Here is a 21,254-nt window from a genome sequence, read left to right on the forward strand (position 1 = left end):
AATCCCTTGCGGTGCCCGCAGCGGTTGCGCCTGCAACCGTCGCGAACGACGTTGGCGCACTGCACAATAGGGTGGCCGGTATGCGATGCTTGAAGACCCGGCACCGATAGTTCCCATCCGCGGAGCGGCGCTTGAGCAGCAACAGTTTCGGAAAACTCCTGACGGTCACCACGTTCGGCGAATCGCACGGGCCGGCCATCGGCTGCGTGGTCGACGGCTGCCCGCCCGGGCTGGAGATCGCGCCGGAAGAATTCCGCCACGACCTGGAGCGTCGCGCCACCGGCAAGTCGCGGCATACGTCCGCGCGCCGCGAGGCCGATGAGGTCGAGATCCTCAGCGGCGTCTACGAGGGGCGCACGACCGGCACGCCGATCGCGCTGCTGATCCGCAACACCGACCAGCGCAGCAAGGACTACGCCGACATCGCACGGCAGTTCCGGCCCGGTCACGCCGACTACACCTACTGGCAGAAGTACGGGATCCGCGATCCGCGCGGCGGCGGACGCTCGTCCGCACGCGAGACCACGATGCGCGTGGCCGCGGGCGTGATCGCCAAGAAGTGGCTGCAGCAGCGTTATGGCGTGAGCGTGCGTGGTTACCTGTCGCAACTCGGGCCGATCACCCCCGAAGGCTTCGACTGGAGCGCGGTGGAAGACAACCCATTCTTCTGGCCGCACGCGGCGCAGGTGCCGGCGCTGGAAACCTATATGGACGCGCTGCGCAAGTCGGGCGATTCCATCGGCGCGCGCGTCAATGTCGTCGCCGACGGCGTGCCCGCCGGCTGGGGCGAACCGATCTACGGCAAGCTCGATGGCGATCTTGCTGCCGCGTTGATGAGCATCAATGCGGTGAAGGGCGTGGAGATCGGCGACGGTTTCGCGGCCGTTACCCAAAAGGGCACCGAGCATCGCGACCTGATGACGCCGGACGGTTTCCTGTCCAATCATGCCGGTGGCATCCTCGGTGGCATCTCCACCGGCCAGCAGGTCACCGCCTCCATCGTGCTGAAGCCGACGTCCAGCTTGCGCTTGCCGGGCGCCACGGTGGACGTGGACGGCAACACCGTCGACGTCATCACCACCGGCCGCCACGACCCCTGCGTAGGCATCCGTGCCACGCCCATCGCCGAAGCGATGATGGCCTTGGTGCTGATGGACCAGGCCCTGCGCCATCGCGCGCAGTGCGGCGACGTCGGCGACGTGCCGCCGCATGTGCCGGGCAGCGTCGATGGCTGAATCGCGGCCGCGCGTCTGGGTGTCGCAACCGCTGTTCGACGATCTCGTCGGACGGCTGGCGGCGCACTTCGACGTGCACGCGACCGAGTCCGTCACCGAACACAGCCCCCAGGCCATCGCCGACGCGCTGCGCGACAGCGCCGGGGCGCTGGTGACGCTGAACGAAAAGATCGGCGCGGCGCAGATCGCGGAAGCGTCGCATCTTCGTGCGATCGCCAACGTCGGGGTGGGGTACAACAACCTCGACGTCCCCGCGCTGACCGCGGCCGGCATCGTCGCCACCAACACGCCGGACGTGCTCACCGAGACCACGGCCGATTTCGGCTTCGCACTGCTGATGGCGACCGCACGCCGGATCACCGAGGCCGAGCGCTGGCTGCGTGAAGGCCAGTGGCAGCAATGGTCGTTCAGCACCCTGCTGGGCGCGGACCTGCACGGCAGCACGCTGGGCATCGTGGGCATGGGCCGGATCGGGCAGGGCATCGCCCGTCGTGCGCGCGGCTTCGGCATGCGCGTGCTGTACCACAACCGCAGTCGCCTGCCGGACACGGTCGAACGGGAATGCGGCGCGAGCTACACCGGCTTCGATGATCTCCTCGGCCGCGCCGACCATGTGGTGCTGGTGCTGCCGTATTCGCCGCAGGTCCATCACCTGATCGATGCCGTGACGCTGGCGAAGATGAAGCCGAGTGCGACGCTGGTGAACATCGCGCGCGGCGGCATCGTCGATGAAGTCGCGCTGGCCGACGCGCTCGCGAACGGCCGTCTCGCTGCCGCCGGCCTGGACGTGTATGAAGGCGAGCCCGCCGTGCGTCCGGAATTGCTGGCGCTGCGCAACGTGGTGCTGACGCCGCACATCGCCAGCGCGAGCCTGGCCACCCGCCGCGCGATGGTGGCACTGGCCATCGACAACCTGATCGCCGCGCTCGGCGAAGGCCCGCAGGCCGGACGTCCGCCGACACCGGTGAATCCGGAAGCGCTCGCCACCACCGCCGGCATCACCACCGCCAAACGACAGGGAGCCTGAGGCACGCCCGCAGGTTCCCCGAACACAGCCCTCCTGTCCGCTGTCTTCACTCCCTTTTCGCGAAAACCATCTTCCATGAGCAACCAAAACCGTAGCTTCACCGTCGCCGTCGTGGGGGCCACCGGCGCCGTCGGCGAAACCATGCTGTCCATCCTCGCCGAGCGCGATTTCCCCGTCGGCAAGCTCGTCCTGCTTGCCTCGGCGCGTTCCGCCGGCACGCAGGTCGAGTTCAAGGGCCAGAAGGTCGATGTGCTCGATCTCGACACGTTCGACCCCACCGGCGTTGACATCGCCCTGTTCTCCGCCGGCGGCGGTGTGTCCAAGGAGTACGCGCCGAAGTTCGCCGCCGCCGGTGCGGTGGTGATCGACAACTCCTCGACCTTCCGCTACGACGCCGATGTGCCGCTGGTGGTGTCGGAGGTCAACCCGCATGCGGCGAAGAACCGCCCGCGCGGCATCATCGCCAACCCCAACTGCTCGACCATGCAGCTGATGCCGGTGCTGGCGCCGATCCATCGCAAGTACGGCATCGAGCGCATCAACGTGGCGACCTACCAGTCGGTGTCGGGCGCCGGCCGCTCGGGCCTCGAGGAACTGGGCCGGCAGACCGCGCAGCTGCTGGCGTTCCAGGAGATCGAGCCGAAGAAGTTCCAGGCGCAGATCGCCTTCAACCTGATCCCGCACATCGATGAGTTCCTGCCCAACGGCTACACCAAGGAAGAGATGAAGCTGGTTTGGGAGACGCGCAAGATCCTCGAGGACGACAACATCCAGGTGAACCCCACCGCGGTGCGCGTACCGGTGTTCTACGGCCACTCCGAAGCCGTCAACATCGAGACGAAGGAGAAGATCACCCCGGAGCAGGCGCGCGAGTTGCTGCGTGCCGCGCCGGGCGTGGAAGTGGTGGACGAGCACAAGGCGGGCGGCTATCCGACGCCGGTGACCCACGCGTCCGGCCGCGACCCGGTGTTCGTCGGCCGCATCCGCGAGGACTTCTCGCATCCGCGCGGCCTCAACCTGTGGGTGGTCGCCGACAACATCCGCAAGGGCGCGGCCCTGAACGCCGTGCAATTGGCCGAATTGGTGGCGAACGGCGGCTGAGCGGCTATAGTCGTGCCCGGGAAACATGGGGGAAGGGCCGTGAAACCGAAGCACAGACCTCGGACGGCAAGACTCCGCCTGGCCGGCATGATCGGGCTGGGGCTGGCATTGCTGAGCAATGTCGCCCTCGCGCTCGGCCTGGGGGAGATCAAGGTCAAATCGCAACCCGGCCAGCCGCTGCTGGCCGAGATTCCGATTATTTCCAGCGAGCCGGGCGAGCTGGAGCAGTTGCGCGCGCGGCTGGCGTCGCCGACGACGTTCGAGCGCGTCGGTCTGCCGCGCCCGCAGGGGCTGGTCAACGAGCTGGACTTCAGCGTCGCGCTGGATGAAGCCGGACGCCCGGTCGTGCGTGTCACCAGCCGCACGCCGGTGGACGTGCCGGCGGTCAATTTCCTGATCGAAGTGGATTGGGGCCAAGGCCGCCTGGTGCGCGAGTACTCCGCGCTCGTCAGCACGCCGGGCACGCTGGCAGCGGCCGAACAGCCGGTGATCGACGCGCCGGTCGCCGCACCGGCGGACACCATCGCGCGGCCCGTCGAGCCTGTCGTGGCTGCCACGCCCGAACCCGCGCCGGCCGAGCAGGTGCCGCCACCCGCGCCGACGCGACCCGCCCCTTCGCCTGCCGTCGCGGCGACGCCGGCCCCGCAGGTCGCACCCGGCGATGCACTGGCGCCCGTGCGCCGCGGCCAGTCGCTGTCGCAGGTCGCGGCGCCGCTGGCGCGCGCGCAGGGTTATACGCTGGACCAGGCGATGGTCGCGCTGCTGCGCGCCAATCCCGAGGCCTTCATCAACGGCAACATCAACCTGCTGAAGCAGGGCGCGGTGCTGCGCGTGCCGGAATCGGCCGAAGCGCAGACCATCCTCGAGGACGAGGCGGCCGCACTGGTCCGCAGCCAGATCGCCGAATGGCGACGTGCCCGCGCACCGATTCCGCAGCCAGCCGCGGTGGTCGAGCCGGCACCGGCTGCTGCAGCGCCGTCGGCACCGCGCACGGCGCCGGTCGCCGATGCGCGCCTGGAAATCGCACCCGCCGCCGCAGGCGCATCGGGTTCTGGAACGCAGTCCGGCGTCAGTGCCGGCGGTGAGGGCGAGATGTTGGCGAACGAACAATTGCAGCAATCGAAGGAAGACCTGGCCGCGCGCGATGCCGAAGTGCAGGAGCTGCGCACCCAGGTCGCCGAGTTGGAGAAGCTGAAGACCCAGCAGGAACAGCTGCTCGCAATGAAGGACAGCGACCTGGCCGCCGCGCAGCAGCGCCTGGCGCAGGCATCCGGCAGCGACGGTGGCGTGCCGGTGTGGGCCTGGGCCGGATTCGGCCTGTTGCTGGTCGGTTCGCTGGCCTGGGGCTTCGCCCAGCGCCGCCGTCGCCTCGCACCGGTCGCGCGCAGCACCGTACTCGGCGATGCGCCTTCGTCCAGCCGCGCCGCCGAACTGGCCGCCGTCATGCCGGCCCCCGCGGCCGAACCGGTGGCGACCGAACCGACGCCCGTGCTCGAGCCGGTGATCGTGCCGGCCGCGGCACCCGCCAAGCCGGCGCCGAAACCCGCGCCTGCACCGGCGCCTGCACCGGCACCCGTGAAAGCATCGGGCCCGACGTGGCATTCCGGCGGTGCGCCGGCCGCGACCCAAGCGCCTGCTGCGGCACCCGCGGGCCGCGATCGTCTGGAGCTGGCCGTCGCCTACCTCGATCTGGGGGATGTCGCCACGGCACGCGACCTGCTGAACGAAGTCGCCGCGGGCGCCGATGCCGGCGCGCGCGACGAAGCGCTGCAGTTGCTACGCGAGATCGGATGACCGGGTGAAACACTGATGCGTTACGCGCTGGGCGTCGAATACGACGGCGGCGGATTCCTGGGCTGGCAGCGGCTGACCAAGTCCGGCACCCCGGACGACACCACCGTGCAGGCGGCGCTGGAGAACGCGCTGTCATCGGTGGCGGATACGCGGGTCGACACGATCTGCGCGGGCCGCACCGATGCCGGCGTGCATGCGCAATGCCAGGTAGTCCATTTCGACAGCGATGTCGCGCGCACGCCGCGGGGCTGGCTGCTGGGCGCAACCGCACGCCTGCCGCCTGCCGTCTGCGTGCGCTGGTGCCAGCCGGTGGCGGACGACTTCCATGCCCGGTTTTCCGCGCGTGCGCGGCGTTACCGCTACTCGCTGGTGAACCGGCTCGCGCGACCCGCGCTGGAGCGCCAGTACCTCAGCTGGGAACGCATGCCGCTGGACGCCGACGCGATGCACCGCGCCGCGCAGGTGCTGCTGGGCGAAAACGACTACAGCGCCTTCCGCACCGTGCATTGCCAGTCGCCCCACGCGATGCGCAACCTGCATGCGATCTCGGTCGCGCGGCAGGGCGAGCGCGTGGTCGTCGAGGTGCAGGCCAATGCGTTCCTGCACCACATGGTGCGCAACATCGTGGGGTCGCTGCTGGTGGTGGGGCGGGGCGAACGCCCCGAGGCGTGGATCGCGGAACTGCTCGCAGGCCGCGACCGCACCGTCGCGGGGCCCACGGCGCCGCCGGACGGGCTGGTCTTCGTCAGCCCCCTGTATCCGGCCGAATGGGGCCTGCCGACGGAAGTGACGCTGCCTGCCACCGTGGGCTGAGCCGGCGGGTTACCCTGCCGCCATGCATACACGCATCAAGTTCTGCGGGCTGACCCGCGCCGAGGACGTCCGCCTGGCGGTGGAGCTGGGCGTGGACTACATCGGCCTGGTATTCGCGCCGCGCAGTCCGCGCCGGTTGCTGCTCGGCCAGGCCCGCATGCTGCGCGACCTCGTGCCGGAAGAAATCGGCGTGGTCGCGCTGGTGATGGACAACCCACGGCAGGACATCGAGCAGATCGTCGAAACCCTCCAGCCCGACGTGCTGCAGTTCCATGGCGCGGAAGACGATGCGTTCGCCGTCGCGATGGGTCGCCCGTTCTGGAAGGCGATCGCGATGGGCGGGCAGGGCGAAAGCGCATTCGCCAGCCTGGCGGCCTATCCGAACGCGAGCGGCTTCCTGTTCGATGGCCATGCGGCGGGTGAGCAGGGCGGCAGCGGCCAGCGTTTCGACTGGCGGCAGATGCCGGTGGCGACCGGAAAGCCGTGCCTGCTCGCAGGCGGCCTGACACCGGAAAACGTCGCGTTGGCGCTGCGCACGGCACGGCCCTGGGGCGTGGATGTGTCCAGCGGGATCGAGACGGCGCCCGGCGAGAAGGACGCGGAGAAGATGCGACGCTTCGTCGACGCCGTGCGCGTGGCGGATGCCCGCGGCTAGGCGGCGGACGCCAAATCCCGGCGCAGCCAGTCGGCCAGCAACGGAAACCGCGCATCCGGATTCCCGCGTGCGGCGCACAACGCCCACGTCCCGCCGGTGTCGGTGAACCCCCACGGCGCGACGAGTCGGCCGCTGTCGAGATCGGCCAGTACCAGTTCGCGCGGCGCGATGGCGACACCGAGCCCGGCGACCGCCGCTTCAAGCAGGTAGGTCAGGTGATCGAAGCCGGTACCCAGGCGCGGCGTGTCGTCCAAGTGCTGGGCGGCGAGCCAGCGTGGCCAGGCCTGCGGCCGTGAGGTGGTGTGGAGCAAGGGTTCGTCCAGCAGCGCCTCCGGCGATGCGTCGCGCAATGCATCGAACCGTGCATGGCGGGGGCTGAGCACGGGCCCGATCCGTTCCGGCGCGAGCGGCCACACCTGCCAACCCGCCGGCCAGGGCGCCTCGCCCAGCAGGAGGGCGGCATCCAGCCCGGCGGCCGCCAGATCGATCGCACCTTCCTGAGCGGACAAATGAAGCCTCAGGTCCGGCAGCTCGGTGGCGAGGCGCTCCAGCCGCGGGATCACCCAGCGCGCCAGCAGGCTGCCCGGGCAGCCCAGCACCAGCGCGGCTGCGCGCGGACCGCGCTGGAGGGCCGTCCAGCCCGCCTGCAGCACCCCGAAGGCCTCGCCCGCGGTGTCGCGCAGGCGATGGCCGTCGGCGGTCAGGGCCAGGCCCCGTCCGTCGCGGACGAACAACGGCCGGCCGAGGGCCTCTTCCAGGGCGCGGACATGGCGGCTGACGGCGCCATGGGTGACGTGCAGTTCGACCGCCGCCTGGCTGACGCTGCCCAGGCGGGCGGCGGCCTCGAAGGCACGGAGGGCATTCAATGACGGGAGCGGGCGGGCCATGTCGTGAGTTTATCTCACGTATTTAGCCGGAATAGTCGATATTCCAGAGGGTCGGTGTGCGATAACGTGAAGCATCGCTCTCTGGACCACCGATCATGCCGTCTGCCACCGACTTCCACGCCTACCCGGATGCCCAGGGTCATTTTGGCCGCCACGGGGGTCGCTTCGTCGCCGAGACGCTGATCGGGCCGCTGCAGGAACTGGCCGCGGCCTATGACACTGCCCGCGTCGATCCGGCCTTCATCGCTGCCTTCGACAAGGACCTGAAGCACTACGTCGGCCGGCCCAGCCCGATCTACCACGCGGAGCGCCTGAGCCGCGAAGTGGGCGGCGCACAGATCCTGCTCAAGCGCGAGGACCTGAACCACACCGGCGCGCACAAGATCAACAACACCATCGGGCAGGCGCTGCTGGCCAGCCGGATGGGCAAGAAGCGGATCATCGCCGAGACCGGCGCGGGCCAGCACGGCGTGGCCAGCGCCACGGTCGCCACCCGGCTGGGCCTGGAGTGCGTGGTGTACATGGGCGCCACCGACATCGAGCGCCAGAAGATCAACGTCTATCGCATGAAGTTGCTCGGCGCGACCGTGGTGCCGGTGACCAGCGGCTCGGCCACGTTGAAGGACGCACTGAACGAAGCGATGCGCGATTGGGTGACCAACGTGCACGACACCTTCTACATCATCGGCACCGTCGCCGGTCCGGACCCGTATCCGCGCATGGTGCGCGACTTCAACGCCGTGGTCGGTCGTGAGGCGAGGGCGCAGATGCTGGCCGACTACGGCCGCCTGCCGGATGCCATCACCGCCTGCGTCGGCGGCGGCAGCAATGCGATCGGTCTGTTCCACGCCTTCCTCAACGATCCCGGCGTGCGCATCGTTGGCGCCGAAGCCGCCGGTGACGGCATCGAGACCGGTCGCCATGCCTCGTCGCTGTCGGCAGGACGCATCGGCGTGCTGCACGGCAACCGTACCTACGTGATCTGCGACGACGACGGCCAGATCATCGAAACGCATTCCATCTCCGCCGGACTGGACTACCCGGGCGTCGGGCCAGAGCATGCGTTCCTGAAGGACAGCGGGCGCGCGGAGTATGTCGGCGTCACCGACGACGAAGCGCTCGCCGCATTCCATCGCCTGACACGTACCGAAGGCATCCTGCCGGCGCTGGAATCCAGCCACGCGGTCGCCCAGGCGATCAAGCTGGCACGCGAACTGCCGAAGGACCAGCTGGTGCTGTGCAACCTGTCCGGCCGTGGCGACAAGGACGTGCACACCATCGCCGCACGCGAGGGGATCAGCCTGTGAGCCGCTTCGAAACCAAGTTCGCCGAACTCAAGACCGCAGGCCGCAAGGCATTGGTGCCGTTCATCACCGCCGGCGACCCGTCGCTGGAGTCCACGGTGCCGGTGATGCACGCGCTGGTGGATGCCGGTGCCGACGTGATCGAACTCGGCGTGCCGTTCTCCGATCCGATGGCCGACGGCCCGGTCATCCAGCGCAGTTCCGAACGCGCGCTGTCGCGTGGCGCCGGGCTGCGCTACGTACTGGAAGCCGTGGAAGTATTTCGCCAGCAGGATGACGCCACGCCCGTCGTCCTGATGGGCTACCTGAACCCGGTGGAGATCCACGGCGCCGCGCGGTTCGCGAAGGATGCGGTCGCAGCCGGCGTCGATGGCGTGCTGCTGGTCGACCTGCCTCCGGAAGAGGCGCAGGAGACGCGCGCGGCCTTCAACCGGGAGGGCTTGGCGCTGATCGCGCTGGCGTCGCCGACCACATCCCCTGAACGGTTGGGCATGCTGTGCGAGACCGCGCAGGGTTACCTGTACTACGTCAGCTTCGCCGGCGTCACCGGTGCCTCGGATCGCCTTGACGTCCGCGCGGCAGGCGAGCGCGTGAAGCAACTGAGGCAGGCTTCGCGCGTGCCGGTGGTGGCCGGGTTCGGCATCAAGGATGCGGCCAGCGCCTCGGCGATGGCGGCCGATGCCGACGGCGTCGTGGTAGGCAGCGCGCTGGTCGAGGCGCTGGCCGAGGCGGGCGAGGGCGCGCCAGCGCGGGCGGCAGCCTTCCTGGCGCCGTTGCGCGCGGCCCTGGACGGCTGAGCCACCGTACGGTTGTGCATGGACGACTGAGCTAAACTGCCGCGCTAATCCATTGGGCCCCTCCCGGGGCAGGCAGCAAGACCACGCATGAGCTGGCTCAGCAAACTGATGCCGTCGGGCATCCGCACCGAAGGCAACGCAGGCAAGAGCAAACGCAGCGTCCCCGAGGGGCTGTGGGAAAAATGCGACCGCTGCGGCGCGGTGCTGTACCGGCCGGAGCTGGAAGAGAACCTGGAGGTCTGCCCAAAGTGCAGCTTCCACATGCCGATCCGCGCCCGCGCCCGCATGGCCGCGTTGTTCGACCCCGGCAGCACCCGCGAGATCGGCGCTGCGCTGGGCCCGACCGACGTGCTGAAGTTCAAGGACCAGAAGAAGTACGCCGACCGCATCAAGGCCGCGCAGAAGAGCACCGGTGAGCGCGACGCGTTGATCACCCTGCAGGGGACGTTGAAGGGCCGCGACCTGGTCGCCAGTGCCTTCGATTTCGCCTACATGGGCGGTTCGATGGGTTCGGTGGTCGGCGAGCGCTTTGCGCTGGGCGCGGAGAAGGCGCTCGAGATCGGTTCGCCGTTCGTGTGCTTCTCCGCCAGCGGCGGCGCGCGCATGCAGGAGAGCCTGTTCTCGCTGATGCAGATGGCTAAGACCTCGGCTGCGCTGGCCAAGCTGCGCGAGGCCGGCCTGCCGTACATCTCGGTGATGACGCACCCCACCACCGGCGGTGTGTCGGCGAGCTTCGCGATGCTGGGCGACATCAACCTCGCCGAGCCGGAAGCGCTGATTGGCTTCGCCGGTCCGCGCGTGATCGAGCAGACCGTGCGCGAGACGCTGCCGGAAGGCTTCCAGCGTTCGGAGTTCCTGCTGGCGCACGGCGCGGTGGACCAGATCTGCGACCGCCGCGAGATGCGTGACCGCCTGGCGGACCTGCTGGCGTTGCTGATGAAACAGCCCAAGCCGCAGGACAGCGAACTGGTGACCGCATGAGTCGCAAATATTTCGGTACCGACGGCATCCGTGGCCGTGTCGGCACCAGTCCGATCTCCGCCGATTTCGTGCTGCGCCTGGGCAACGCCCTCGGGCGCGTGCTGTGCGAAAAGGCCGGCGATGCCCGCCCGGTCGTGGTGATCGGCAAGGACACGCGCATCTCCGGCTACATGTTCGAAGCCGCGCTCGAAGCCGGGCTGGTCGCTGCCGGTGCCGACGTGCAGCTGATGGGCCCGATGCCCACGCCCGGCGTGGCGTTCCTGACCCGCACCCTTGGCGCCGACGCCGGCATCGTCATCAGTGCCTCGCATAACCCGCATTACGACAACGGCATCAAGTTCTTCTCGGCCGAAGGCGAGAAGCTCGACGACGCGACCGAACTCGCCATCGAAGCCGCGCTCGACGCGCCGTTCTTCACCGCCGAATCCGAGAAGCTCGGCAAGGCGATCCGCACGCGCGACGCAGTCGGCCGCTACATGGAATTCTGCAAGGCCAGCGTGCCGCGCCGCTTCGACCTGAAGGGGCTGAAGCTGGTGCTGGACTGCGCGCATGGCGCCACGTACCACATCGCGCCGGCGTTGTTCCGCGAATTGGGCGCCGACGTGATCACCATCGGTGCGGAGCCCAATGGCATCAACATCAACGACGGCGTGGGCTCCATGCACGTGGAAAGCCTGGCCGCCAAGGTGCGCGAAACCGGCGCCCACTTGGGCGTCGCCTTCGACGGCGACGGCGATCGCGTGCTGATGGCCGACGCCGATGGCGTGCCCGTGGATGGCGACGAACTGATTTACCTGTTGGCGCGCGACTGGCAGGCCAGTGGCCGCCTGCGCGGCCCGGTGGTCGGCACACTGATGACCAACTACGGCCTGGAGCGCGCGCTGGGCAAGCTCGAGATCCCGTTCGTCCGCACCAAGGTCGGCGACCGTTACGTGCACCAGGCGCTGGTCGAAGGCAATGCGGTGCTCGGCGGCGAAGCTTCCGGCCACCTGCTATGCCTGGACCGCACCACCACCGGTGATGCCATCATCGCCGCGCTGCAGGTGCTGGAGGCGCTGCGTCGTCGCCGGCAGACGCTGCGCGAGGCCCTGGACGGGCTGACGATGCTGCCGCAGAAGACCATCAACGTGAAGCTGGCCAACGGCGCGAAGCCGACCGAGGCGGCGAGCGTGCAGGCCGCGCTCGCACAGGCGCAGGCGGCCGTTTCCGGGCGCGGGCGTGCGTTCCTGCGTCCGTCCGGCACCGAGCCCGTCGTTCGCGTGACGGTCGAGGCGGACGACGATGCGCTGGTACGCAGCACGCTGGACACCCTTGCCGATGCCGTGCGCGCCGCTGCCGCGGCTTGAGCTGGATCAATGAATCTCTGGCGCGGGAACGTTCCCATGGCGTTCCCCGCGCAACAAACCTGTTGGAGCAAACCCGCATGAGTGCCCGCATTCCCACCCTGGACATCACCCGTTTCGATACCGATCGCGAAGCGTTCGTCGCCGAGCTCGGCGCGGCCTACCGCGAATGGGGTTTCGCCGGCATCCGCAACCACGGCATCCCGCAAGAGCAGATCGATGCCGCCTACGATGTGTTCAAGCGTTTCTTCGCACTGCCCGACGACGTGAAGAAGCAGTACCACGTGCCGGGCGGCGGCGGCGCACGCGGCTACACGCCGTTCGGCGTGGAAACCGCAAAGGACTCCAAGCACTTCGACTTGAAGGAGTTCTGGCACATCGGCCGCGAGATCCCGGAGGATTCGAAGTACCGGGACGTCATGCCGCCGAACCTGTGGCCCGTCGAGGTGCCGGGTTTCAAGGAGCATGGCTACGGCCTGTACGAGGCGCTGGACCAGTTGGGCTCGCGCGTGCTGTCGGCGCTGGCCCTGCACATCGGCCTGCCGGAGAATTACTTCGTCGACAAGACGAACTCGGGCAACTCGATCTTGCGCCCGATCCATTATCCGCCGATCACCGCCGACGACATCCCGAACGTGCGCGCCGGCGCGCATGAGGACATCAACCTGATCACGCTGTTGGTCGGCGCGAGCGCGGCGGGCCTGGAGGTGCGGTCGAAGCAGGGCGAGTGGGTGCCCTTCACCTCCGACGCCGACACCATCGTGGTCAACATCGGCGACATGCTGCAGCGCCTGACCAACCACGTGTATCCGTCGACCACGCACCGCGTGACCAATCCGCCGGGCGAACAGGCGCGCCAGCCGCGCTACTCGGTGCCGTTCTTCCTGCATCCGAACCCGGACTTCCTGATCGACGTGCTGCCCTCGACGATCACCGCCGAGAATCCCAAGCGCTACCCGGAAGCGATCACCGCCCAGGGCTACCTGGAAGAGCGCCTGCGCGAGATCAAGCTGAAGTAAGCGCGCCGCTTCCCGCGGCACCTGCTTCCCACGACGCCGGCTTGCCGGCGTCGTGCGTTTCCGGCCCCTCAGTCGAGTGGGCGCACCTTGCGGGAGTTGCGCGCCATCATGCCCAGCGCCAGCCGGTGCGGCAGCAGCTTCACGATGGCGTGCATCAGCTTGTAACGCCAGCCGGGCACCACGAGTACGTCGCCGCGCTCGTTGCCGTCGATGCCGGCGCGCGCGACGTCGATGGCCTGCAGCCACATCGTCGGAGACACCTGCATGCGGGCGCGCGTGCCCGTGGCGTCGTGGAATTCGGAGTAAGTGAAGCCCGGACACAACGCGGTCACGTGGACGCCGCGATCCGCATTCTCCAGTGCAAGGGCCTCACTCAGCTTGAGCAGGAAGCTCTTCGCCGGCGCGTACAGCGTCTGGCCTTCCGCTGCGGGCATCAACGCGGCGAACGAGGCCACGTTGATGATGCGTCCCTGGCCGCTGGCGCGGATCGACGGCAGCAGGCGCCAGCACAGTTCGCTGACCGCCGTGAGCATCACCTGCAGGAAGGCGGCATGGATGGACCAGTCGTTGCTGCGGTAGCGCCCCGGCACGCCGTAGCCGGCGTTGTTGACCAGGATCCGCACGGCGATGCCGCGGCGTCCGAGTTCGGCGACGAGCGCTGCCGGTGCCGCCGGGTCGGCCAGGTCGCAGGCGATGACATCCACGGGCACCTGCGCGGCCAATTCGTCCGCCAGCGCCTGCAGACGGTCCACCCGCCGGGCCGTCAGCACCAACGGCACGCCGCGGCGCGCGTACTCGCGCGCGATCTGTTCGCCGATGCCGCTGGAAGCACCGGTAACCAGGGCGCGGCCGGGAGAGCGGGCAGGGGAGGCGTCGGTCATGGGCGGTCCGGGGCGATGTCGTGTCTGTCCTCACGATACCGCGGCGGGTAGGTGCGCCGGCCAACATCCGTTAGACTGCGCGGCCCGAACTGGACAGGAATTGGTCTTATGCGTCGCAAGCTCGTGGCGGGTAACTGGAAGCTCCATGGCAACCGCGGTTTCGCCACCGCGCTGATGGACGAACTGGTCGCCGGCCTCCCGCTGGACGGCGTGGACCTGCTGGTCCTGCCGCCGCTGCCTTACCTGGGCGAGCTGATCGAAGACTACGGCCATCGCGGTATCGCCTTCGGCGCGCAGGACGTCAGCAGCAACGAAAAAGGCGCCTACACGGGTGAAGTGTCCGCCTCCATGCTGGCCGACGTGGGCGCGCGCTACGGCCTCGTCGGCCACTCCGAGCGCCGCCAGTACCACAACGAGAGCAGCGAACTCGTGGCCCGGAAGTTCGTCGCGGCGAAGAACGCCGGCCTGATTCCCGTGCTGTGCGTCGGCGAGACCGAGCAGCAGCGCAAGGACGGCCAGACCGAGTTCCGCATCCTCAAGCAGCTCGAGGCCGTGTTCGACCTCGCGGGTCCGCAGGCCTTCGCCGATGCCGTGATTTCCTACGAGCCGGTCTGGGCGATCGGGACCGGCCTGACTGCCACGCCGGAACAGGCGCAGGCGGTGCACGCGTTCATCCGTGGCGAAGTGGCCGCGCGCGATGCTAGAATTGCCGATTCACTGACCCTCCTCTATGGAGGCAGCGTGAAGCCCGACAACGCCGCGGAACTGTTTGCGCAGCCCGATGTCGATGGAGGGCTGGTGGGCGGCGCTTCCCTGGTCGCCCGGGATTTCCTGGCCATCGCGCAAGCGGCGGCCGGTCGGGGGTAACCCCGGCAACGCCGGCCCATGGGGGCCCGGCGACTCAACCGGTTGAGACTGAATCCGATGTGGATGTTGATCCTTAATGTGGTGTACGTGCTGGTGGCCATCGCGATCATCGCGCTGGTCCTGATGCAGCGCGGCTCGGGCGCGCAGGCCGGTTCGGGCTTCGGTGCGGGCGCGTCCGGCACGGTGTTCGGCGCGCGTGGCGCGTCCAACTTCCTGTCCAAGAGCACCAAGTGGCTGGCCGTTGCGTTCTTCGGCATCAGCCTGTTCATGGCCTGGTACGCGACCCACAGCGCGCGACCGACCACGCAGCAGAACCTCGGCGTGATGTCGCAGCTGCCGGCGCCGGCTGAAGCGCCCGTGGGCGAACTGCCGAAGCCGTCGACCGTGCCCAGCACGCCGATCCAGGCGCCGGCACCCGCCAGCACCGTGCCCGCCGCTCCGCAGGAAGCCGCGCCCGCGCCGGCCGCCGGCGAGCAGCAGGCGCCGGTTACGCCGCCGCAAGGCGGCTGAGCCCGGCTACAATGGCGCGGCTCGCAGCCGCGCAGGTTTCAAAGCCCAGGTGGCGGAATTGGTAGACGCACTACCTTGAGGTGGTAGCGACGAAAGTCGTAGGGGTTCGAGTCCCCTCTTGGGCACCAGCAGCAAACAGGACCGCTACCCAGCGGAACTGGTGAAAAACCCGCCGCGAGGCGGGTTTTTTGTTTCACGATGACTCCAGCCCGGTAGTTCGCTGGACTGCGACGTAGCCCGATACAGCAGGTTTATCAATAGCTTACGCGCTTCCATCATATGCCGGTGCTTTCTGAAACTTGACCCGGTTCTCCCTCGCGCCGCTCCTATCTGGCTCCTGGAATCCGGGTCGTTCCAAGGAGTCATCATGGCAAAGATCAAGCTCACCAAGACCGCCGTAGAGTCGGCGCAACCCCAGGCGAAGGACATCGAACTACGGGATACCGTCGTGCCCGGCTTCCTTTGCAAGATTACCTCGACGGGACGCCGGGTGTTCATGCTCCAGTACCGCACGAACTCTGGCCAGCCCCGCAAGCCCTCGCTGGGACTCTACGGGGAGCTAACCGTCGAACAGGCGCGGGTCAAAGCGCAGGACTGGCTGGCCGAGGTTCGCCGGGGTGGTGATCCCGGCGGTGCCAAGGCCGAGGCGCGCAAGGCGCCCACGATGGCCGAGTTGTGCAAAAAGTTCATGGAGGACTACTCCAAGAAGCGCAACAAGGTCAGCACGCAGGACGGCTACCAGGGCGTCATCGACCGCAACATCATCCCGCTGCTGGGCCGCAAGAAGGTGCATGACGTGAAGCGGCCCGACATTGCGGGGCTCATGGAAAAGCTGGCCTACAAGCCGACCGAGGCCAACAAGACCTTCGGCGTGCTGCGCAAGATGTTCAACTTGGCCGAAGTCTGGGGCTTCCGCCCGGACGGCACGAATCCGTGCCGCCACGTCCCGATGTACCCGCCGGGCAAGGAAACCCGGCTCATCGTGGACGAGGAAATGGTGCGGATCTTCCGCCAGTTGGAGAAACTGGAGGCGGAGGGGCTGGAGAACTACGTCATCCCGTTGGCGATCCGGCTGCAATTCGAGTTTGCGGCGCGGCGCTCCGAAATCTGCCCGCTCGAATGGAGCTGGCTGGACTTCGAGAACCGGCGCGTGGTGTGGCCCGACAGCAAGGTTGGCGGCATTTCCAAGCCCATGAGCGAGGAAGCCTATCGGCTGCTTTCGACGGCGCCGCGTCTGGAAGGCTGCCCTTACGTCCTGCCGTCGCCGAACGACCCGGCCAAGCACCTGACCTTTGGCGAGCACTATGGCGGCTGGTGCCGGACGCTCAAGGCCGCCAGCGTGCCGCACGTAGGCACGCACGGCATCCGTCATCGCTCGACCACCGACATTGCCAATTCCGGTGTGCCGACCAAAGTGGGAATGAAGCTGACGGGCCACAAGACCGTGGCGATGTTCATGCACTACGTCCACACCGAGGACAAGCCGGTGCGCGAGGCGGCCGAGCTGGTGGCCAGCCGCCGCCAAGCCATCACGGGCGCGCGGCAGCTTGCGGAGGCGGTGGCATGAACGGGCGCCGGCCATCAGCAGCATCGCTCGCAGCGCCCGCGGCGCTGCTGGGCGACATTCGGGCACTGATCGAGGCGGCGCGCTTGCGCGCCGCCTCGACGGTGAATAGCGAGCTTACGATGCTCTACTGGCGCATCGGCCAACGCATCCACACGCAGGTCTTGGACAGGCGCCGGGGCGCCTACGGCAAGGAAGTTCTGCCCACCTTGGCTGCGCAGTTGGTGGAGGAGTACGGCAGCAGCTTTGCAGAGCAGAACTTGCGCCGCATGGTGCAGTTCGCCGCCACCTTCCCCGACGAGCGAATTCTCGTATCACTGATACGAGAATTGAGCTGGACGCACTTCATCGCCCTGATGCCGCTGAAAGACCCGCTCCAGCGGGACTACTACGCACAGATGGCCAGCACCCAACGCTGGAGCGTGCGGACGCTGCGCGAGCGTATCGACTCGATGCTGTACGAGCGCACGGCGCTTTCCCAAAAGCCGGAAGAAACCATAGCGCAGGAGTTGGCGACCCTGCGCGATGCGCAGCGCATGTCGCCGGCCCTGGTCATGCGCGACCCGTACATCCTCGACTTCCTGGGCCTGCGGGACACTTGGCAGGAAGGCGACTTGGAAGCGGCGATCATCCGTGAAATGGAGTCCTTCCTGCTGGAGCTGGGCGCGGGCTTCTCATTCGTCGCCCGGCAGAAGCGCATTCCGATCGACGACGAGGATTTCCACCTTGACCTTCTGTTCTACAACCGCAAGCTGCGGCGGCTGGTTGCGGTGGAGTTGAAGGTAGGTGACTTCAAGGCGGCCTACAAAGGGCAGATGGAGCTTTACCTTCGGTGGCTAGACAAGCACGAACGGGAGCCGGAGGAAGCCTCGCCGCTCGGGATCATCCTTTGCACCGGCAAGAAGCGCGAGCAGATCGAATTGCTGGAGCTGGACAAGTCCGGCATCCACGTTGCCGAGTATCTGACCGCCTTGCCGCCGAGGGGCGTGCTGGTGGAGCGGCTGCAACAGGCAACGCAACGGGCGCAGTTGCAAATCGAGCAGCGCAAGACGGACAACGAGTAGTCCTGTCCCAAGCAGTCGGGCGTCCCGGCGTGCCGCCGTCGCGCTGTCGTGCTGCGCATCGAGCTTCGCTGCGCGAGTCTCGCCCCTGTCGGGCTTCCATCACTGACGCCTCCGTCCCGGCTCGTTGATCCGGGCCTGCGCGCTCCGCTTGCCAAAAATCGACTCTGTGCAGTGGGCGGGTGTGGGCGGTCTTGCTGTTCCCTTCACCGTATCACGGCGTTCTCGCCGTCAAGGGCGGCGCGCGCCATGCGCGCTTGCGTCCTGGCGGCCGTCTGCGACCCCTGACTGCTTGCGCTGCGCCGTGCTGCCGCCGGTTCCGGGCAATTCCGCCCGAGCAACCGGAGCACGATCATGTCGCAACTGTCCTTTCCCTCGTTCGATTCCTGTCTGCTGGTGCGCGACGCGCACGGGCGCTATCTACCGGCATCGGCCGACGACATTCTGGAAGCTGCGCGCCAGGTCATTGACCGGAAAATGCGGCGCGGAGCAGAGTTCACTTCGCCGGCGGCGGTCAAGGAATACTTGCGTACAAAGTTGGCCAGCTTCGAGCATGAGGTGTTCGTAGTGCTGTTCATGGATACGCGCCATCGTCTGATCGAATACAGGGAGATGTTCCACGGCACTATTGACGGTGCGTCGGTGTATCCGCGCGAAGTGGTCAAGGAGGCGCTGCGGCTCAATGCGGCGGCGGTCGTCGTTTCGCACAACCATCCGAGCGGAAACCCCGAGCCGAGCGCGGCTGACCGGGCGCTGACCCAGCGGCTCAAGGAAGCGTTGGGTCTGGTGGACGTGCGCGTGCTCGATCACATCATCGTTGCGGGCAACGAAACGGCATCGTTCGCCGAGCATGGGCTGATCTAGCCCAAGGGGCTTCGGCCCCTTTTTGCTGCGCCTGGTGGCATAGCTATGGCCCTCGCGGCCTGATGCTCAGGCCGTCGCAACCTGAATCATCTCGTCGTAATGTTTCTTGTCCACCTCTTCCAGCCACTGGAAGATGTTCCCGATGACGCTGTGGCTTTCGCCTGCCAAGTTTTCTGCGGATTCCTCTGTTATCTCAATAACGTCGCTATGTGAATACTTATTGATAAAGCGGTAGATTTTTTCTTTAAGCTCTGGTGTCGTGATGGTGCAATCTTTTAGGCCAGCCTCCATCAATTGACTAATGTCGCTTCGACGCCTTGGATATTTGAAGGTGAAAAACGATTCAACAAGCTTTCGGGCGAGGTTGGCGGTCAAGAACGCCTCATCTCGATTGAGTGTTGTGTGCGCCCTATATTCGTAGAGCTTCTTGAAGATATAGTGGTACTCGGAACCGTAGTTCTTGAGTGAGTCGTCGGCATCCACAAGTAGGGAGTGACGAGGGGAGCCAGGTGGCGCATCCAGGCGATAAAAGAAGCAATTCTCGGCGTTGCCTTTTTTGACTCGATTCCTATTGGTGCCAGTGAACCAGTCTCTCACTAGCTTAAAGTAAGTGAAGTTGTGAGTCAGCACAAAAAGTTGCTTGGCTTCAGTGCATTGCGTTCTCAAAAACGAGTAGGCGTGAAACAAGTGATTAGAATCAAAGCTTGAGACCGGATCGTCAACGACGACGATCGTATCCTTGATGTTATTTCCATTTTCTTTGAGCTTCGTGATGAAATAGACAAATGCAATCGCAGTTTTCTCACCTTCGCTCAAATTCCCATCGTGCTCACCAACCCCGTTTCTGATGATCTCATAGCCTTTCTTCTTCTGATTGAAGTTCAGGCAAAGCTCAGAGCGGCCAATGAAGCGATGCAGGATGTCATTGAACTCCTTTGCCCCGACCGTTTCATTCGAGAGCGCCGCTTCTATGGCTCCGACCTCTAGACTAATTTTTTCAATTTCCTTATGGTCGTTCTTTGCTTCTGACTCAAGGTCATTGCACTTCTTCTCACTTCCAGCATAGTCAAACTCTTGCACCTCAGCCGCAGCAAAGTGAAGCTCCAGTGCCACCTTGCTTTTTGAGGTCTCAGATTTGAAATTTGAAGTCTTATTGTTGTGCTTTCCAACGAGAGCAACAATCGATTTCAGGATGTCATTGAAATTGGTGACATCGTCTTCAACCACATCCGAGATCTGAATGTCTGTCTTCCCAGGGTCTGTGATCTTGGCCTTCAGGGCTTCCCGCCAGGCGTCGATTTGCTGGTCGATCTTTTCAGCAGCAGTTGCGTAGTCCTTTTGAAGCTTCTCTGCCTCGGCCGATAGTTCTTTATAAAACTCGGTCGATGCGGGAAACTGATTAGCTGGAGCGCCTTGAGATTCAATCCATGTCGCCGCGTTCTGAAGTCGGCTCTGAAACTCCGTGAACTCCTTGCTGAAGTGGGCAGCAAGCGCCTCGGCACGAAGCTGGGCGAACGGAGAGCCGCAGAACTCGCAGGATTGCGAGTCGTGGTTTTTATGGATTTCCAAGCCTGCTTGAACCCATTCGCGGATTTCCGGGTTATCGGTCAGCCGCTGGATTGCTTGATTGACCGCCGTAGTCCCAATCAAATCTCTGATGCGGCCCGCCGCTTTCTTAAAGTAGTCCGGCTCAATGGCCGTTGAGGCGAAAGCAATGCTTGGAAGCTGATCTGGCTTGGCGGCATTCGTAAGGTCGATAACCCTCTCATCTGGAAGAACCGACTCCGCCTTGATAATTGTCTCGCCGTTATTCTGTATGAAGTTGAAGAGCTTGCGGCGGTCGTAATTCAAGTAATAACTGTCGCTCGTATCAATCGCCTGAAGTCCAAGCTTCATTTTCTTGGCAGCATTGGTCAGGAACTTCTCTAATGCCTCACGCTGCTTCTTGATATCGCTTTGCTTGTCGTCGTGAGCCTTCTTTTTCGACTGAAGCTCGCTCTTCAGCTTCTCCAGCTTCTGCAAGTCATCAATCTTCTCTTTCGCAATAAGAAGGATGCTCTTTACGGATTTGTCCCAATCAATGTTCTCATGCACGAAGCGTTGATTGAAAACATGAATATTCAATTGGGATGAGTGGAGTGTGGATTCCGTGATCGTTGAGCCATCCTCCAGAACTACTGAAAATTGGCCCGTGCTGAAGCGGGGAACCATCGAGCGAAGCTCAAAGCAAGAGAATAGATTCGATAACGTTGACTTGCCTGTTCCATTCCAACCATAGACCAGGTTGTACCGGCCGAACTTTTGGATCTTCGTTCCATTGAAGTCGCTGAAGATTCCGAACTGTTTGAGGCGGTTGATGCAGACAATCATCTCTATATCTCCGTGTTCTTGCTTTCCCATCATTTGCTTGCGAAACAAATGGTAAACGAAGAGTCCTCTTGCGTCTCCGCTTCGCGGATCGCGCTGCTCCAGGTTCGCTAGTCGCTCATCCCTGGCGGGACTGGCTTCGCCAGCCTTCCGCATCGCTGACGCCTACGGCCCGGCTTCCAGC

Annotated in this window: 19 protein-coding genes and 1 tRNA gene; 17 read left to right on the forward strand and 3 right to left on the reverse strand. The window is 65.8% G+C overall.

The window, feature by feature from the left end; all coding sequences use genetic code 11:
- The first annotated feature begins 131 nt into the window (after positions 1 to 131).
- The 6 genes from aroC to ACSION_RS08050 all read left to right on the forward strand — a co-directional run bounded on the left by aroC (position 132) and on the right by ACSION_RS08050 (position 6,625).
- Positions 132 to 1,235 (forward strand): chorismate synthase, encoded by a 1,104-nt coding sequence (aroC, locus tag ACSION_RS08025; RefSeq protein WP_435305589.1) that lies wholly within the window; start codon positions 132 to 134, stop codon positions 1,233 to 1,235.
- Complete coding sequence (locus ACSION_RS08030; RefSeq protein ID WP_435305590.1) at positions 1,228 to 2,262, forward strand: 2-hydroxyacid dehydrogenase; 1,035 nt, start codon at positions 1,228 to 1,230, stop codon at positions 2,260 to 2,262. Before aroC ends, ACSION_RS08030 begins: the two co-directional genes overlap by 8 nt.
- Before the next feature lie 75 nt (positions 2,263 to 2,337).
- Positions 2,338 to 3,363 carry an aspartate-semialdehyde dehydrogenase gene (locus tag ACSION_RS08035; RefSeq protein WP_435305591.1) on the forward strand — a complete coding sequence of 342 codons (1,026 nt, stop codon included), beginning with the start codon at positions 2,338 to 2,340 and terminating at the stop codon, positions 3,361 to 3,363.
- A gap of 39 nt (positions 3,364 to 3,402) precedes the next feature.
- Positions 3,403 to 5,157 carry a FimV/HubP family polar landmark protein gene (locus ACSION_RS08040; RefSeq protein WP_435305592.1) on the forward strand — a complete coding sequence of 585 codons (1,755 nt, stop codon included), beginning with the start codon at positions 3,403 to 3,405 and terminating at the stop codon, positions 5,155 to 5,157.
- 15 nt (positions 5,158 to 5,172) lie between these two features.
- Positions 5,173 to 5,970 carry a tRNA pseudouridine(38-40) synthase TruA gene (gene truA / locus ACSION_RS08045; RefSeq protein WP_435305593.1) on the forward strand — a complete coding sequence of 266 codons (798 nt, stop codon included), beginning with the start codon at positions 5,173 to 5,175 and terminating at the stop codon, positions 5,968 to 5,970.
- 22 nt (positions 5,971 to 5,992) lie between these two features.
- On the forward strand, positions 5,993 to 6,625 hold the full coding sequence (locus tag ACSION_RS08050) for a phosphoribosylanthranilate isomerase (RefSeq protein ID WP_435305594.1): 633 nt from the start codon (positions 5,993 to 5,995) through the stop codon (positions 6,623 to 6,625).
- Here the strand turns inward: ACSION_RS08050 and ACSION_RS08055 are convergent.
- Positions 6,622 to 7,512, reverse strand: a complete 891-nt coding sequence (locus ACSION_RS08055) for a LysR family transcriptional regulator (protein ID WP_435305595.1) — start codon at positions 7,510 to 7,512, stop codon at positions 6,622 to 6,624. The genes ACSION_RS08050 and ACSION_RS08055 overlap by 4 nt on opposite strands.
- Before the next feature lie 95 nt (positions 7,513 to 7,607).
- On the opposite strand from ACSION_RS08055, the gene trpB reads away from it, so the two are divergent.
- The 5 genes from trpB (at position 7,608) to ACSION_RS08080 (ending at position 12,956) form a co-directional block, all read left to right on the forward strand.
- Positions 7,608 to 8,819, forward strand: a complete 1,212-nt coding sequence (gene trpB / locus ACSION_RS08060) for a tryptophan synthase subunit beta (RefSeq protein ID WP_435305596.1) — start codon at positions 7,608 to 7,610, stop codon at positions 8,817 to 8,819.
- Complete coding sequence (gene trpA / locus ACSION_RS08065; RefSeq protein WP_435305597.1) at positions 8,816 to 9,613, forward strand: tryptophan synthase subunit alpha; 798 nt, start codon at positions 8,816 to 8,818, stop codon at positions 9,611 to 9,613. Before trpB ends, trpA begins: the two co-directional genes overlap by 4 nt.
- An 87-nt stretch (positions 9,614 to 9,700) precedes the next feature.
- Complete coding sequence (gene accD / locus ACSION_RS08070; protein WP_435305598.1) at positions 9,701 to 10,594, forward strand: acetyl-CoA carboxylase, carboxyltransferase subunit beta; 894 nt, start codon at positions 9,701 to 9,703, stop codon at positions 10,592 to 10,594.
- The gene (gene glmM, locus ACSION_RS08075) at positions 10,591 to 11,940 is read left to right on the forward strand and encodes a phosphoglucosamine mutase (RefSeq protein WP_435305599.1); all 1,350 of its coding nucleotides are present in this window, start codon (positions 10,591 to 10,593) and stop codon (positions 11,938 to 11,940) included. The genes accD and glmM overlap by 4 nt, the downstream gene beginning before the upstream one ends.
- A 77-nt stretch (positions 11,941 to 12,017) precedes the next feature.
- A complete protein-coding gene (locus ACSION_RS08080) occupies positions 12,018 to 12,956 on the forward strand; it encodes an isopenicillin N synthase family dioxygenase (RefSeq protein ID WP_093490618.1) in 939 nt (312 codons plus the stop codon).
- Between the two features lie 68 nt (positions 12,957 to 13,024).
- On the opposite strand, the gene ACSION_RS08085 is transcribed toward ACSION_RS08080, so the two are convergent.
- A complete protein-coding gene (locus ACSION_RS08085; RefSeq protein WP_435305600.1) occupies positions 13,025 to 13,837 on the reverse strand; it encodes an SDR family NAD(P)-dependent oxidoreductase in 813 nt (270 codons plus the stop codon).
- 108 nt (positions 13,838 to 13,945) lie between these two features.
- Between ACSION_RS08085 and tpiA the strand changes: the two genes are divergently transcribed.
- The 6 genes from tpiA (at position 13,946) to radC (ending at position 18,703) form a co-directional block, all read left to right on the forward strand.
- Entirely contained in the window at positions 13,946 to 14,704 is a 759-nt protein-coding gene (tpiA, locus tag ACSION_RS08090) for a triose-phosphate isomerase (protein ID WP_435305601.1), read from the forward strand.
- Between the two features lie 57 nt (positions 14,705 to 14,761).
- Positions 14,762 to 15,214, forward strand: coding sequence for a preprotein translocase subunit SecG (secG, locus tag ACSION_RS08095; protein WP_093490621.1), 453 nt, complete (start codon positions 14,762 to 14,764; stop codon positions 15,212 to 15,214).
- Between the two features lie 43 nt (positions 15,215 to 15,257).
- Positions 15,258 to 15,342, forward strand: a tRNA-Leu gene (locus ACSION_RS08100).
- 239 nt (positions 15,343 to 15,581) lie between these two features.
- Positions 15,582 to 16,781 (forward strand): tyrosine-type recombinase/integrase, encoded by a 1,200-nt coding sequence (locus ACSION_RS08105; RefSeq protein WP_001062689.1) that lies wholly within the window; start codon positions 15,582 to 15,584, stop codon positions 16,779 to 16,781.
- Positions 16,778 to 17,842, forward strand: a complete 1,065-nt coding sequence (locus ACSION_RS08110; RefSeq protein ID WP_003092331.1) for a PDDEXK nuclease domain-containing protein — start codon at positions 16,778 to 16,780, stop codon at positions 17,840 to 17,842. Before ACSION_RS08105 ends, ACSION_RS08110 begins: the two co-directional genes overlap by 4 nt.
- 351 nt (positions 17,843 to 18,193) lie before the next feature.
- Positions 18,194 to 18,703, forward strand: a complete 510-nt coding sequence (gene radC / locus ACSION_RS08115) for a RadC family protein (RefSeq protein WP_003092330.1) — start codon at positions 18,194 to 18,196, stop codon at positions 18,701 to 18,703.
- Positions 18,704 to 18,769: 66 nt separating this feature from the next.
- On the opposite strand, the gene ACSION_RS08120 is transcribed toward radC, so the two are convergent.
- On the reverse strand, positions 18,770 to 21,226 hold the full coding sequence (locus ACSION_RS08120) for an ATP-binding protein (RefSeq protein ID WP_001223964.1): 2,457 nt from the start codon (positions 21,224 to 21,226) through the stop codon (positions 18,770 to 18,772).
- Positions 21,227 to 21,254: the final 28 nt, after the last annotated feature.

Source organism: Pseudoxanthomonas sp. LjRoot125, assembly GCF_964252705.1.
In the GTDB taxonomy this organism is placed as follows: Bacteria; Pseudomonadota; Gammaproteobacteria; order Xanthomonadales; family Xanthomonadaceae; genus Pseudoxanthomonas_A.

Coding starts and splice junctions, on each gene's coding strand:
- ACSION_RS08030 (WP_435305590.1), top strand. CDS start 1,228: ATGGCTGAATCGCGGCCGCGCGTCTGGGTGTCGCAACCGCTGTTCGAC.
- ACSION_RS08035 (WP_435305591.1), top strand. CDS start 2,338: ATGAGCAACCAAAACCGTAGCTTCACCGTCGCCGTCGTGGGGGCCACC.
- truA (WP_435305593.1), top strand. CDS start 5,173: ATGCGTTACGCGCTGGGCGTCGAATACGACGGCGGCGGATTCCTGGGC.
- ACSION_RS08050 (WP_435305594.1), top strand. CDS start 5,993: ATGCATACACGCATCAAGTTCTGCGGGCTGACCCGCGCCGAGGACGTC.
- ACSION_RS08055 (WP_435305595.1), bottom strand. CDS start 7,512: ATGGCCCGCCCGCTCCCGTCATTGAATGCCCTCCGTGCCTTCGAGGCC.
- trpB (WP_435305596.1), top strand. CDS start 7,608: ATGCCGTCTGCCACCGACTTCCACGCCTACCCGGATGCCCAGGGTCAT.
- accD (WP_435305598.1), top strand. CDS start 9,701: ATGAGCTGGCTCAGCAAACTGATGCCGTCGGGCATCCGCACCGAAGGC.
- glmM (WP_435305599.1), top strand. CDS start 10,591: ATGAGTCGCAAATATTTCGGTACCGACGGCATCCGTGGCCGTGTCGGC.
- ACSION_RS08080 (WP_093490618.1), top strand. CDS start 12,018: ATGAGTGCCCGCATTCCCACCCTGGACATCACCCGTTTCGATACCGAT.
- ACSION_RS08085 (WP_435305600.1), bottom strand. CDS start 13,837: ATGACCGACGCCTCCCCTGCCCGCTCTCCCGGCCGCGCCCTGGTTACC.
- tpiA (WP_435305601.1), top strand. CDS start 13,946: ATGCGTCGCAAGCTCGTGGCGGGTAACTGGAAGCTCCATGGCAACCGC.
- secG (WP_093490621.1), top strand. CDS start 14,762: ATGTGGATGTTGATCCTTAATGTGGTGTACGTGCTGGTGGCCATCGCG.
- ACSION_RS08105 (WP_001062689.1), top strand. CDS start 15,582: ATGGCAAAGATCAAGCTCACCAAGACCGCCGTAGAGTCGGCGCAACCC.
- ACSION_RS08110 (WP_003092331.1), top strand. CDS start 16,778: ATGAACGGGCGCCGGCCATCAGCAGCATCGCTCGCAGCGCCCGCGGCG.
- radC (WP_003092330.1), top strand. CDS start 18,194: ATGTCGCAACTGTCCTTTCCCTCGTTCGATTCCTGTCTGCTGGTGCGC.
- ACSION_RS08120 (WP_001223964.1), bottom strand. CDS start 21,226: ATGCGGAAGGCTGGCGAAGCCAGTCCCGCCAGGGATGAGCGACTAGCG.